General features: G+C 75.9%; 1 protein-coding gene (only partly in view). It reads left to right on the top strand.

Annotated elements, in window-relative coordinates; translation table 11 throughout:
• Positions 1-15,248 carry the 3' portion of a non-ribosomal peptide synthase/polyketide synthase gene (locus tag LTT61_RS15300; RefSeq protein ID WP_233020629.1) on the top strand. 10,210 nt of this gene lie to the left of the window's left edge, so 15,248 of the gene's 25,458 nt are visible here — the last part of the coding sequence; its start codon lies beyond the left edge, outside the window; the stop codon is at positions 15,246-15,248.

Here is a 15,248-nt window from a genome sequence, read left to right as displayed (position 1 = left end):
TCGACCTGCTGGTCGCGCTGTACGCGGTGGTCAGGGCGGGCGGCGCCTACCTGCCGCTGGACCCGGAGCACCCGGCCGAGCGGCTGAACCGCCTGCTCGCCGATGCCGAACCGCTGCTCGTCCTCGCCCCGACCGGCTCCGGGCTGCCCCCGCTGGATGCCCCGGTCCTCGACATCGCCGAACTCGAAGCGGCGCACCCCGACTCCGGCCCCTGGCACGACGCCGAGCGGCTGCGGCCGCTGCGCCCGGAGAACACCGCCTACATCCTCTTCACCTCCGGCTCCACCGGCCGGCCGAAGGGCGTGACGGTGAGCCACCGTGCCATCGTCAACCAGCTGCGCTGGCTGGAGTTCCGCTACGGCGTCACCGCCGCCGACCGCATCCTGCAGCGCGCCCCGCTGACCTTCGACGTCTCGGTCTGGGAGGTCTTCCTCCCGGTCGCGGTCGGCGCCCCGCTGGTGATCGCGAAACCCGGTGGCCACCTGGACCTTGCCTACTTCGCGGACCTGCTGCGCACGCACCGGATCACCATCGCCGAGTACGTGCCCTCGGTGCTCGCCGCGCTGCTCGCCGAGGGGATGGGCGACGCGCTCGCCTCCTTCCGGCACCTGCACTGCGGCGGCGAGGCGCTGACGCCGGACCTGCTCGTCGCCCTGCGGGGTGTGGTCGGCGGTGCGCTGCACAATGCCTACGGCCCCACCGAGGCCGCGATCTCGGCGGTCTACCACGAGTTCACCGCCGCCGACGCGGAGTCGGGGCGCGATGTCGCCATCGGCAGGCCCTGCTGGAACACCCGCGCCTACGTGCTGGACACCAGGCTGCGGCCGGTGCCCGCCGGGGTGACCGGCGAGCTGTACCTGGCCGGTGCGCAGCTGGCGCGCGGCTACCACGGCCGCTCCGGGCTCACCGCCGAGCGTTTCGTGGCGGATCCCTTCGGCGCGCGGGGCGAGGTCATGTACCGCACCGGCGACCTGGTGCGCTGGAACCGCGAGGGCGACCTGGTGTACCTGGGCCGCAACGACTTCCAGCTCAAGCTGCGCGGGCAGCGGATCGAGCTCGGCGAGATCGAGAGCGCGCTGGCCGCGGTGCCAGGCGTGGCCAATGCCGCGGTGCTGGTGGCGCGGGACGCCGCCGGGCAGGACGTGCTGGTCGGCTACGTCAGCGGGGCCGGGCTGCGCGCGGAGGCGGTGCTCGCCGCGGTGCGCGACCGGCTGCCCGCCGCCATGGTCCCGGCGCGGCTGCGGGTGCTGGACGACATGCCGCGCACCACCGTCGGCAAGCTGGATCGCGCGGCGCTGCCGCCGTTCGAGGTGACCGATGCCGCGGTGCAGTTCCGGGCCCCGCGCGAGGGTGCCGAGTCGGTGCTCGCCGTGCTGGTCGCCGAGCTCCTCGGCACGGAGGTGCCGATCGGTGCCGACGACGACTTCTTCGCCCGCGGCGGGAACTCGCTGCTCGCCATGCGGCTGGTGGCGCGGGCGAATGCCGCGCTCGGCGGCGCGCTCACGGTGCGGGAGGTCTTCGCGGCCCCGACCCCGGCGCTGCTCGCCGCCAGGGTGACCACCGGGACCGTCCGGCCCGCGCTCACCGCGCGGCCGCGGCCGGAGCGGGTGCCGCTCTCGCTGGCGCAGACCCGGATGTGGCTGCTCAACCGGCTCGACCCGGAGTCGGCGGTCTACCACATCCCGATCACCATCCGGCTGCGCGGCGCGCTCGACGCGGCCGCGCTGCGCGACGCCCTGCGCGACGTGGTCGACCGGCACGAGGCGCTGCGCACCGCCTTCCCCGACGACGGAGCAGGCCCGTACCAGCGCATCCTCGCCGACTACCCGGCGCTCGCGCTCCCGGTCACCGACAGCACCGAGACCGCGCTCCAGGCAACCATTCTCGCGCTCACCGGCGCCGGCTTCGACCTGCGCACCGACCTCCCGCTGCGCGCCGCCCTCTACCGCCTGACCCCCGACGACCACGTCCTCACCGTCGTCGTCCACCACATCGCCGCCGACGGCGTCTCCACCGCGCCGCTGGCCCGGGACCTCATGACCGCCTACACCGCCCGCGCGACCGGCGTCGCACCGAACTGGACCCCGCTCCCGGTGCAGTACGCCGACTTCACCCTGTGGCAGCACGAGACGCTCGGCTCCGCCGCCGACCCGGACTCCGTCCTCGCCGACCAGATCCGCTTCTGGCGCACCGAACTCGACGGCCTCCCCCCGCTGCTGGAATTCCCGGCCGACCGCCCCCGCCCCGCCGTCGCCTCCGGCCGCGGCGCCGCCGCCGAGTTCGCGATCGGCCCCGCGCTCACCAGCGCGCTCACCGACCTGGCCAGGGCCAACGGCGTCTCCACCTTCATGGTGCTGCACGCCGCCTACGCCACCCTGCTCGGCCTGCTCGCCGGCAGCACCGACATCGCGCTCGGCACCCCGGTGGCAGGCCGCGGCGAACCGGCGCTGGACGACCTCGTCGGCATGTTCGTGAACACCCTGGTCCTGCGCACCCCGGTGCGCCCCGACGCCACCTTCACCGAGCTGCTGCGCACCGTGCGCGAGCACGACGTCCGCGCCTTCGGCCACGCCGACCTGCCGTTCGAGCGGCTGGTGGAGGAGCTGGACCCGGTGCGCTCCCGCGCGCACGCCCCGATCGTGCAGACGCTGCTCACCTTCGAGCACCGCGACGACACCGTGCTCCGGCTCCCCGGCCTCGAGGTCACCGCCTACCCGCTGGCCAACGACACCGCCCAGTTCGACCTGGCGCTGGAGCTCGCCGAGCACGGCACGGAGAACGGCACCGCGCTGCGCGGGCTCTTCCGCTACGCCACCGACCTCTTCGACCCGGCCACGGTCACCGCGCTCGCCACCCGCTTCGTCCGGGTGCTCGAGCACGCCGTAGCCGAACCGCGGGCGCGCCTCGGCGCCATCGACCTGCTCGACCCCGCCGAGCGGAACGAGGTGCTCACCGCCTGGAACGCCACCGAGCACCCCGGCGCCCCCGGCGAGACCCTGACCACGCTCTTCGAGCGCCAGGTTGCCCGCACCCCGGACGCCACCGCCCTGCGCGCGGGCGACACCACCCTCAGCTACGCCGAGTTCGCCGCCCGGGTGCACCGCCTGGCCCGCTGGCTCACCGGCCAGGGCGTCGGCCCCGACTCCATCGTCGCGCTCGGCATGCGCCGCTGCGCCGACCAGGTGGTGGGCATGTACGCGGTGCTCGCCGCGGGCGGCGCCTACCTGCCGGTCGACCCGGACCACCCGGCCGAGCGGGTCGAGTACGTGCTCGCCACCGCGCGCCCGCTGCTCATGCTGACCTCCGGCTTCGACCCGGAGTCCGGCGGGGTGCGGCAGGTGCGGATCGACCGGCTGGAGCTCGCCGGCTTCGCCGCTACCCCGCTCACCCAGGTGGATCTGCTCGGCGTCCCGCAGCCGGGGCACGCCGCCTACGTGCTCTTCACCTCCGGCTCGACCGGCCGCCCCAAGGGGGTGGTGGTCGCGCACGCGGCCATCGTGAACCGGCTGGTCTGGATGCAGGAGCGGTACCGGCTCGGCGCCGACGACGTGGTCCTGCAGAAGACCCCGGCCACCTTCGACGTGTCGGTGTGGGAGTTCTTCTGGCCGCTGCAGGTCGGCGCCGCGCTGGTGCTGGCCGGGCCGGACGGGCACCGGGATCCGGCGCAGCTGGCGGCGCTGATCGCCGACGCGGGCGTCACCGCGGTGCACTTCGTGCCGTCGGTGCTCGCGGTGTACCTGGAGGAGCCGCGCGCCGCGGAGCCCGCCCGGCTGCGGCACCTCTTTGCCTCCGGCGAGGCGCTGCCCGCCGCCGTCGCGCAGCGGGCGCGGGCGCTGACCGGCGCCGCGGTGCACAACCTGTACGGCCCCACCGAGGCCGCGGTCGACGTCACGCACCACACGGTCGCCGATGCCGACGCCGAGTCGGTGCCGATCGGCGCACCGGTCTTCAACACCCGCCTCTACGTGCTGGACGGCAGGCTGCGGCCGGTGCCGGTCGGCGTGCCCGGCGAGCTGTACCTGGCGGGCGCCCAGCTCGCCCAGGGCTACCTGGCGCGCCCCGACCTCACCGCGGACCGCTTCGTCGCCGCGCCCTTCGGCCCGGCGGGCGAGCGCATGTACCGCACCGGCGACCTGGTCCGCAGGCGCGCCGACGGTGAGCTGGAGTACCTGGGCCGCACCGATTTCCAGGTCAAGCTGCGCGGGCTGCGCATCGAGCTGGGCGAGATCGACACCGCGCTCGCCGCGCTCCCCGGCATCCGCCGCGCGGTCACCGCGGTCCACGCCGACCCGCACCGCGGCGACCAGCTCGTCGCCTACGTCGTCCCGGAGACGGCGACCTTCGACGCCGACACCGCCCGCCACGCGCTGGCGGAGGTACTGCCCGCGTACATGATCCCCACCGCCTTCGTGCCGCTGGAAACCCTCCCGCTGAACCCCTCCGGCAAGCTCGACCGCAGCGCCCTCCCGGCCCCGGAGTTCGAGACCACCACCTTCCGTGCCCCGGAATCCGAGACCGAACGCCTGGTCGCCCGGCTGCTCGGCGAGCTGCTCGGCACGAGCGACATCGGCGCCGATGACGACTTCTTCGCCCTCGGCGGCAACTCCCTGCTCGCCACCCGCCTGGTCGCCAGGCTCGGTACCGAGCTCGCCGCCGAACTCCCGGTCCGGTTGGTCTTCGAGGCCCCGACCGTCGCCGCACTGGCCGCCCGCGCGGAACGCCTCGCCGGCACCGGCGGCCGCCCGGCGCTCACCCGCCGCCCGCGCACCGAGCTGGTTCCGCTCTCCCCGGCCCAGCAGCGCATGTGGTTCCTGAACCGCTTCGACCCGGCCGAGACGGTGAACAACATCCCCGCCGTCATCCGCCTCACCGGCCCGCTGGACGTCGCCGCGCTCACCGCCGCGCTGGCCGACGTGGTCGCCAGGCACGAGACCCTGCGCACGCTCTACCCCGACCTGGACGGCACCGGCTGGCAGCGAATTCTGCCCGCGGACCGGTCGCCCGCGCTCACGGTCACCGACGAACCGGATCCGGCCCGCGCGGTCGCCGACCTGGTCGGCACCCCGTTCGACGTCACCGCCGAGGTCCCGGTGCGGGCCGCGCTGCTCAGGCAGGGCCCGGCCGCGCACGTGCTCGCCCTGGTCGTGCACCACATCGCCGCCGACGGCTTCTCGCTCGGCCCGCTCGCCCGCGACCTCGCCACCGCCTACGCCGCCAGAGCCGGGGACACCGCCCCCGCCTGGACCCCGCTCCCGGTGCAGTACGCGGACTACGCGCTCTGGCAGCGCGAACTGCTCGGCGCCGAGGACGACCCCGGCTCGACCGCCGCCGCCCAGCTGGCGTACTGGCGCACCGCCCTGCGCGGCGCCCCCGCCCAGCTCGACCTGCCCACCGACCGCCCGCGCCCGGCCGTCGCCTCGCACCGGGCGGGGGAGACGACGCTCCCGCTCGCCCCCGCGCTGGTCACGTCGATCGCCGCACTCGCCACCGCGCACGACGCCACCCCGTTCATGGTGCTGCACGCCGCGCTCGCGACCCTGCTCGCCCGGCTCTCCGGCACCGCCGACATCGCCGTCGGCACCCCGGTCGCCGGTCGCGGCGCCGCCGAGCTCGACGACGTCATCGGCATGTTCGTGAACACCCTCGTGCTGCGCACCGAGGTGCAGCCCGCCGCGCCGTTCGGCGCCGTGCTGCGCCGGGTCAGGGAGACCGACCTGGACGCCTTCGCACACGCCGACGTCCCCTTCGAGCGGCTGGTCGAGGTGCTCGACCCGCCGCGCTCGCAGGCGCGGCACCCGCTCTTCCAGGTCGCGCTCTTCTTCCAGAACCTGGAGCCGGTCGCGGTCGAGCCGGCCGGGCTGACCCTGGCCGAGCACCGCGTCAGCGAGGTCGGCACCCGCTTCGACCTGCAGCTCACCGTCACCGCCGACGCGCTGCTGCTGACCTACGCCGCCGACCTCTTCGACGAGCCGACGGTGCGCGGCTTCGGCGAGCGGCTGCTCCGGCTGCTGGCCGCGGTCACCGCGAGCCCCGACCTGCCGGTCGGCGACATCGAGCTCTTCGAGCCGGGCGAGCGGCACCGGGTGCTCACCGAGTGGAACGACTCCGCGCACGTCTCGTTCGGCTCCGAGCTGCTGCTGGACGAGTTCTCCGCGCAGGCCGCCGCCACCCCGTTCCACCCGGCGCTGGTCTTCGTCCCGGACGACGGCGGCGCCGTCACCAGCATCACCTACGGCGATCTATCCCGCCGGGTGAACCAGCTGGCCAGGCACCTGATCGAGCTCGGCGTCGGGCCGGAGGCGCTGGTCGCGCTCGCGCTGCGCCGCTCGATCGACCTCGTGGTCGCCATGTACGCGGTGCTGGAGGCGGGCGGCGCCTACGTGCCGATCGACCCGGACCACCCGGAGCGGCGGATCGCGCACATCCTGGAGACCGCGCGCCCCGCGGTGGTGCTGGCTGCCGCCGGAACCGAGATCGCCTGCGACGGCGCCCTGGTCCGGCTGGACGAGCTGCGGCTGGACGGCTACCGGGACGATCCGATCGGCGCGGACGAGCGGCCGCTGCCGCTGCGCCCGGCACACCCGGCGTACGTCATCTTCACCTCCGGCTCCACCGGCAAGCCCAAGGGCGTCAGCGTCTCGCACGCCGCGATCGTCAACCAGGCCAACTGGATGCTGTCCCGGTATCGGCTGGCGCCGGGCGAGGTGTATCTGCAGAAGACCGCGACCACCTTCGACGTCTCGCTGTGGGGCTACTTCCTGCCCCTGCGGGTCGGCGCCACCGTCGTGCTCGCCGCCCCGGACGGCCACCGCGACCCCGGCTACCTCACCGAGGTGATCGCCGGATACGGCGTCACCGCAACCGATTTCGTTCCCTCCATGCTCAGCGTCTTCGCCGCGCACGTGGCTGCGGCCGGCCGCGCCGACGCGCTGGCCACGCTGCGGCAGGTGTTCGTGATCGGCGAGGCGCTGCCGGCCGAGACGGTCAGGGCCTTCGGCGCGGTGAGCCCGGCGGCGCTGCACAACCTGTACGGCCCCACCGAGGCCGCGGTCAGCATCACGCACCGCGACGTCACCGGCGAGACCGGCCGCGGCGTGCTGCCGATCGGCATCCCGGAGTGGAACAGCCGCGTCTACGTGCTGGACAGCCGGCTTCGGCCCGCGCTGCCCGGCGTCGCGGGTGAGCTCTACCTCGCCGGCATCCAGCTGGCCCGCGGCTACCAGGCCCGCCCCGACCTCACCGCGGACCGCTTCGTCGCCGACCCGTTCGCCGGGCCCGGCCAGCGCATGTACCGCACCGGCGACCTGGTGCGCTGGGACACCTCCGGCCACGCCCCCGAGCTGATCTACCTGGGCCGCACCGACTTCCAGGTCAAGTTCCGCGGCCAGCGGATCGAGCTCGGCGAGATCGAGGCGGTGCTGGCCGCGGTGCCCGGCGTCGCGCAGGCCGCGGTGCTCGTCGTCGGCGAGCACCTGGCCGGCTACCTGACCCCCGCGCCCGGCGCCGCGCTCGACGAGGCCGCGGTGCTCGCCGCCGCGGCCGCCGCGCTGCCCGCGTACATGGTCCCCGGCGTGCTCGTGGTGCTGGCGGCCTTCCCGCTCAACGCCTCCGGCAAGCTGGACCGCGCCGCGCTGCCCGCCCCCGAGTTCGCCCGCACCGCCTACCGCCCGCCGGTGACCCCGGCGCAGCGGCAGGTCGCGGCGGCCTTCGAGGCGGTGCTCGGCGCCACCCCGATCGGCCTGGACGACGACTTCTTCGCGCTCGGCGGCAACTCGCTCAGCGCGACCAGGCTGATCGCCCGGCTCGGCGCTGCGCTCGACCGGCGGGTGCCGGTGCGGCTGCTCTTCGAGGCGTCCGGCGTGGCGGCGCTCGCCGCGCGGATCACCGCGGAATCGGTGCCGGGCGACGTGGTCCCGCTGCTGGCCGGTGCCCGCCCCGAGCGGCTGCCGCTGGCCCCGGTGCAGCGCGGCATGTGGCTGGCGAACCGGCTCGACCCGGACTCCGTCGTGCACAACATCCCGGTCGCCGTCCGGCTGCACGGCGGCCTCGACACCGCCGCGCTGACCGCCGCCTTCGCCGATGTGGTCGCCAGGCACGAGGTGCTGCGCACCGTCTACCCGGCCGGGCCGGACGGCACCGGCCACCAGGTGATCCTGCCCGCCGACCCGCCGCCGCTGCGGCTGGAGGTGCGCGACCCGGACGGCGCCCCGCTCGCCGAGCGGATCGGCGCGGTGCTGGCCGGCGGCTTCGACGTCACCGCCGAGGTGCCGGTGCGCGCGGTGCTGCTGCGCGAGGACCCGACCAGCCAGGTGCTGGTCGCGGTGCTGCACCACGTCGCCGCCGACGGCTACTCCATGACCCCGCTGCTGCGCGACCTCATGGCCGCCTACCTGGCCAGGGTGCTCGGCACCGCCCCGGCCTGGCCGCCGCTCACCGCCCAGTACGCGGACTACGCGCTCTGGCAGGCCGCCGCCGTCGAGGCGGGCGCCGAGACCGAGCTGGCCTTCTGGCGGGAGACCCTGCGCGACCTGCCGGACCCCGCGCTGCCCACCGACCGCCCGCGCCCCGCGGTGGCGAGCCACCGCGGCGGCACCGTGCGCGCCCGGATCGGCGCCGAGGTGGCCGACCGGGTGCGGGCGCTGGCCGCCGAACACCGGGCGACGCCGTTCATGGTCGTGCACGCCGCGCTCGCGGTGCTGCTCGCCCGGCTCTCCGGCACCGCCGACGTGGTGGTTGGCACCCCGGTCGCCGGGCGCGGCGCGGCCGCGCTGGACGACCTGGTCGGCATGTTCGTGAACACCCTCGTGCTGCGCACCGAGATCGACACCGCCGCGCCCTTCGCCGAACTGCTCGATACCGTGCGCGGCGCCGACCTGGCCGCCTTCGGCCACGCAGGCGTCCCCTTCGAACGGGTCGTGGACGAGCTCGGCACCGCGCCGTCGCCGGCCAGGCACCCGCTCTTCACCATCGCGCTGAGCTACCTGGCCGACGGCTCCCCGGCAGGCGCCGCGACCGCGGTGCCCGGGCTGGATCCGAGCCCGGTGGAGTTCACCGAGGCGGTGGCCCGGTTCGACCTGCAGTTCACCGTGGCCGGCGACCCCGACGCCGACGGCCACCTGAGCGTCGAGCTCGACTACGCCACCGACCTCTTCGACGAGGGCACCGCCGCCGGGCTGCTGCGCCGCTTCGGCAGGCTGCTCGGCGCGCTCACCGCCGACCCGGCCCGCCCGGCGGGCGACGCCGAGCTGCTCGCCCCGGCCGAGCGCGCCCCACTGCTCGCCGCCCCCACCCGCACCGTGCCGCCGCGCACGCTGCCCGAGCTCATGGCCGCGGCCGTCGCGCTGAACCCGGACGCCACCGCGCTGGTCGACGGCGTGCGCGAGCTGCACTACCGGGCGCTGGACGAGCGCTCCACCCGGCTGGCCCGGCTGCTCGTCGAGCACGGCGTCGGCGCCGAGGACACGGTGGCCGTCGCGGTGCCGCGCTCCGCGGAGTCGCTGCTCGCGCTCTGGGCGGTGGCCCGCACCGGCGCCACCTTCGTCCCGGTCGACCCCACCTACCCGGCCGAGCGGATCAGCCACATGCTCACCGACTCCGGTGCGCGGCTCGGCCTCACCGTCGGCGCGGTCCGCGCCGAGCTGCCCGGCGACGTCGAGTGGATCGCGGTCGACGCCGCCGACACCGCCGCCAGGCTGCGCAACCTGCCGCCCGGCGCGGTGCGGCCGCTCCGCCCGATCCGCCCCGAGCACCCGGCCTGGATCATCTACACCTCCGGCTCGACCGGCGTCCCGAAGGGCGTGGTCGCCACGCACGGCGGGCTCGCCGGGGTGGCGGCGGCCCAGCTCGCCGCCTACGGGACGACCGCGAAATCCCGCGTGCTGCACGTCGCCTCGCCGAGCTTCGACGCCTCCATGCTGGAGCTGCTGCTGGCGCTGGCCGCGGGCGCCAGGCTGGTGATCGCGCCCGCCGGGGTGTACGGCGGGGCCGAGCTCACCGCGCTCATCCGGCGCGCGGGGGTCACGCACGCCTTCCTGACCCCCGCGGTGCTGCGCACCCTCGACCCGGAGCAGCTGCCCGGGCTCGCGCAACTCACCGTCGGCGGCGAGGCGTACGGCCGCGACCTGGTCGACCGCTGGGCGCCGGGCCGCGCGCTGCACAACACCTACGGCCCCACCGAGACCACCATCATCACCAGCATCAGCGCCCCGCTGCGCGCGGGCGAGCCGTTCGACATGGGCGCGCCGATCGACGGCATGTCCGCGCTGGTCCTCGACGCCAGGCTGCGGCCGGTCCCGGTCGGCGTGGTCGGCGAGCTGTACCTGCGCGGCCCCGGGCTCGCGCGCGGCTACCACCGGCGGCCGGGGCTCTCCGCCGACCGCTTCACCGCCGACCCCTACGGCCCCGCGGGCGGCAGGCTCTACCGCACCGGCGACCTGGTGGCCTGGACCGCGACCGGCGGGCTGCGCTACGCGGCCCGCGCCGACCAGCAGGTGAAGGTGCGCGGGCTGCGCATCGAGCTGGGCGAGATCGACGCGGTGCTCGCCGCGCACGGGTCGGTCGGCACCGCCGTCACGCTCGGGCACCCGGACCCGTCCGGGAACACCGCGCTGGTCGCCTACGTGGTGCCCGCGCCCGGCCACACCGTCGACATCGCCGAGCTCACCGCGCACGCCGGGCGCTCGCTGGCGGGGTACATGGTGCCCGCCTCGATCACCGTGCTCGACGCGCTGCCGCTCACCCCGGTCGGCAAGCTGGACCGGAAGGCGCTGCCCGCGCCGGAATTCCGCGGCACCGAGTTCCGCGCCCCGCGCACCGCCGCCGAACACGCCGTGGCCGAGGTCTTCGCCGAGCTGCTCGACCTGGAGCGAGCCGGGCTGGACGACGACTTCTTCGCGCTCGGCGGCAACTCGCTCACCGCCACCCAGCTGGCCGCGCGGCTCGCCGCCCGGCTCGGCACCCAGGTGGGGGTGCGCCTGGTCTTCGAGCACCCGACGGTCGCCACGCTCGCCGCCGAACTCGGCGCCGCCGCGGGTGCTTCCGCGCCCGCGCTGGTCCGGCGGGAGCAGACCGGCCCGATCCCGCTCTCGCTGGCCCAGCAGCGCATGTGGCTGCTGAACCGGCTCGATCCGGAGTCCACCGCCTACAACATCCCGCTCGCGGTGCGGCTCGGCGGCGACCTCGACATCGCCGCGCTCGACGCCGCCGTCGCCGATGTGATCGAGCGGCACGAGACGCTGCGCACGGTGTACCCGAACACCGAATCCGGGCCGGTGCAGGTGGTCCTGCCCACCGCCGATGCCGGGCGGCCGGTGCTGACCCCGATCCCGGTCACCGCCGACGACCTGCTCGCCGCCGCGGGCGACTTCATCGGCGCCGGGTTCGACGTCACCGCCGCCGTCCCCGTGCGCGCCCGGCTCTTCGCCGTCGACGGCGACCGGGAGCACGTGCTCGTCGTCGTCGTGCACCACATCGCCGCCGACGGCTCGTCGCTGGCCCCGCTCGCCCGCGACCTCGTGCTCGCCTACGCGGCCCGCCGCTCCGGCGCCGCACCGGCGTGGACCCCGCTCCCGGTGCAGTACGCCGACTTCAGCCGCTGGCAGCGCGAAACCCTCGGCGCCGAGGACGATCCCGGCTCGCTGGTCACCCGCCAGCTCACCTTCTGGCGGGAGGCACTGGCCGCGCTGCCCGCCCAGCTCACCCTCCCCGCCGACCGCCCGCGCCCCCCGGTGGTCTCCACCAGGGGCAGGCACCTCGACTTCTCCGTCGACGCCGGGCTGCACGGCCGCCTCGCCGAGCTCGGCAGGCAGCGCGGGGCCACACTGTTCATGGTGCTGCACGCCGCCTGGGCCACCCTGCTGGCCCGGCTCTCCGGCACCGCCGACATCGCCGTCGGCACCCCGGTCGCCGGGCGCGGCGCCGCCGAGCTCGACGACGTGGTCGGCATGTTCGTGAACACCCTGGTCCTGCGGGCCGAGGTGCGCGCCGCCGACCCGTTCCTCGATCTGCTCACCCGGGTGCGCGACGCCGACGTCGCCGCCTTCGCGCACGCCGACGTGCCGTTCGAGCGGCTGGTGGAGGTGCTCAACCCGGAGCGCTCCACCGCGCGGCACCCGCTCTTCCAGGTCGGCTTCTCCTTCCACAACCAGGCCGAGGCCGAGCTGGAGCTGGCCGGGCTGCGGGTCGGCGCGCTCGACATCGCCTCCGAGGTGTCGCAGTTCGACCTGCACCTGGTGATCACCGACCGCTACCACCCGGACGGGACGCCCGCCGGGCTCGCGGCCTCGCTCACCTACGCGACCGCGCTCTTCGACGAATCCACGGTCGCCGGGTTCGCCGGCCGGCTGCACCGGCTGCTCGCCGCCGTCTGCGCGGAGCCGCGGCTCCCCGTCGGCGACATCCCGCTGCTCGACGCCGCCGAGCGCGAGCGGCTGCTGCACACCTGGAACCGGCCGGATCGCTCGCTGCCGGGCCCGGCCACCCTGGTCACCGGCTTCGAGGAGCAGGTGCGCCGGACGCCTGCGGCGATCGCGCTGGTCGACGGGGCCGGCACCGTCACCTACGCCGAGTTCGCCGCTCGGGTGAACCGGCTGGCCCGGCTGCTCGCCGGCCGCGGGCTCGGCCCGGAATCGCTGGTGGCGCTCGCGCTTCCGCGCGGGGTCGACCTGGTGGTCGCGATGTACGCCGTGATCACGGCGGGAGCCGCCTACGTCCCGCTGGACCCGGGGCACCCCGCCGAGCGGACCGCCGCCGTCCTCGCGGCCGCCGCCCCGCGGCTCGTGCTGACCTCAGCCGCCTGGCCGCACCCCCTCCCTGGCGACCGGGAGGTGCTGAACGTGGCCGTCGCCGACGCCGGCGCCGCACGTTCGGGCACGGCCCCGGTCGGCCGCGCGGGCATCGACCGCGCCACTCGCGCGGGCGCTCTACCGGCGTCTGCCGAAGCGCCGGCGTTCGCGCTGTCCAGCGCAGCCCTGCGCGACGACGAGCGCACCGCCCCGCTGCGCCCGGAGCACCCGGCGTACGTCATCTTCACCTCCGGCTCCACCGGAACGCCGAAGGGCGTGGCGGTCTCGCACGCCGCCGTCGCGCACCAGCTCGAATGGATGCAGTCCGAATACCGCCTCGGCGCCGAGGACGCCGCCCTGCTCACCACCTCCGCCGCCTTCGACCTCTCGGTCTGGGAGTTCTGGCTGGCCCCGCGCACCGGCGCCCGCCTGGTCCTCGCCCCGCGCGACGTCCAGCGCGACCCGCGCGGCCTGCTCGACCTGATCGAGCGCACCGGCGTCACCACCGTGACCCTGGTCCCGTCGCTGCTCGCCATGCTCGCCGAGACCACCGGCGCCGCACCGCTGCCCGCGACCCTGCGCCGCCTGCTGGTGATCGGCGAGGCGCTGTCCGCGGGCACCGTGCGCAGGGTCGCCGCGCTGACCGCGGCCCGGATCGACAACCTCTACGGCCCCACCGAGGCCGCGGTCTCGATCACCCGCTACCGCACCGACTCCGGGCTGCCCGGCCCGGTCACCCCGATCGGCACGCCGGAGGCGGGGTCGCGGGTGCACGTCCTCGACGACCGGCTGCACCCGGTCCCGATCGGCGTCACCGGCGAGCTGTACCTGGCCGGTGCGCAGCTGGCCCGCGGTTACCACGCCCGCCCCGAACTCACCGCCGAGCGGTTCGTCGCCGACCCGTTCGGCGGGCCGGGGGAGCGGCTCTACCGCACCGGCGACCTGGTGCGCTGGAACGCCGACGGGCAGCTGGAGTACGTGGAGCGCCGCGACTTCCAGGTCAAGGTGCGCGGCTACCGGATCGAGCTCGCCGACATCGAGCACGCGCTGCTGGCGCAGCCAGGGGTGCGCGCGGCGGCGGTGCTCGCGCACGGCTCCGGCGAGCACACCCTGCTCGCCGGGTACTACGCGGCTGCCACGGCCGACACAGCCGACCCGGCCGCGCTGCGCGCCGCGCTGGCCGAGCGGCTGCCCGGCTACATGGTCCCCGCGGTGCTGATTCCGCTCGACCGCCTGCCGCTCACCGCCAACGGCAAGCTGGACCGGGCCGCGCTCCCCGCCCCCGAACTCGCCGCCGCCGAATTCGCGGCGCCCGCGACGGAGCTGGAGCAGACCGTCTGCGCCGCCTTCGCCGACGTGCTCGGCGCCGAGCGGATCGGCACCACCGACAACTTCTTCGAGCGCGGCGGCAACTCGCTGCTCGCCACCACCCTGGCCGGGCGGCTCGAGGCCGAGCTCGGCGAGACCGTCTCCGTGGTCTGGCTCTTCGCCGCCCCCACCCCGGGCGGGCTGGCCGAGCGGATCGCCGCGCACCGGGCCGGGCGCGGGCGGGTCGACCGCGAGGTCGCCTACGAGGTGCTGCTCCCGCTGCGCGCGGGCGGCAGCGCGGAGCCGCTCTTCTGCTTCGCCCCCGCGGGCGGCATCGCCTGGTCGTTCGCCGGGCTGGCCGCGCACGTCGACCGGGAGCGGCCGCTCTACGGCCTGCAGTCGCCGGTGCTCGCCGGCGAGCCGGAGCTGCCCGGTTCGATCGCCGAGTGGGCGGCGCGCTGCGTCGAGGAGATTCGCGCCGTGCAGCCGGAGGGGCCGTACCACCTGCTCGGCTGGTCGCTCGGCGGGGTGCTCGCGCACGCCGTCGCGGTGGCGCTGCAGGATCGCGGTCAGCAGGTCGCCCTGCTCGGCATGATGGACAGCTCGCTCGAGGTGCCCGCCGAGCGGGACGGTTCGGTCGTCGTCGGTGATCTGCTGGGCGGTCTGCTCGGTGGCTCGCAGGCCGCGAGCCTGTCCCTCAGCTCGGTCGCCGCTTCCGGTGGCTCGGAGGTCGCAAGCGAACCGGCCGGTTCCGCGCCGGTGACCCCGGCCCGGGCAACCCCCGGTGATCCGGCCCGGGTAACCCCCGGCGACCCGGCTCCGGTCACCCTCGGTGACCTCGCCACCCGCCTCGGCGACCTCCCCGAACCCTTCGCCTCCTTCGGCGCCGACCGCCTGCACCGCGTCCTCGACGCGGGCGTCCGCTCCCTCGACCTGGTCGCCGGCTACCGCCCCCGCCCCTACAAGGGCGACCTCGTCTACTTCACCGCCGCACTCGACGACCCCACCGGCGCCACCGGCGCCTCGGGCTGGGCGGGCGCCGTCGACGGCACCGTGCACAACCACGCGGTCCCCGCCACGCACTGGCACATGACCACCGAACCGGCGCTCTCCCGCATCGGCCACGTCCTGGCCGACCTCTGGACGCGGCACCCGTAG

The sequence above is a fragment of the Nocardia asteroides genome (assembly GCF_021183625.1).
GTDB classification, from domain to species: Bacteria; Actinomycetota; Actinomycetes; order Mycobacteriales; family Mycobacteriaceae; genus Nocardia; species Nocardia asteroides_A.
Note: the sequence above shows the minus strand (reverse complement) of the source record. Positions and strands in the feature narration are given on the sequence as shown.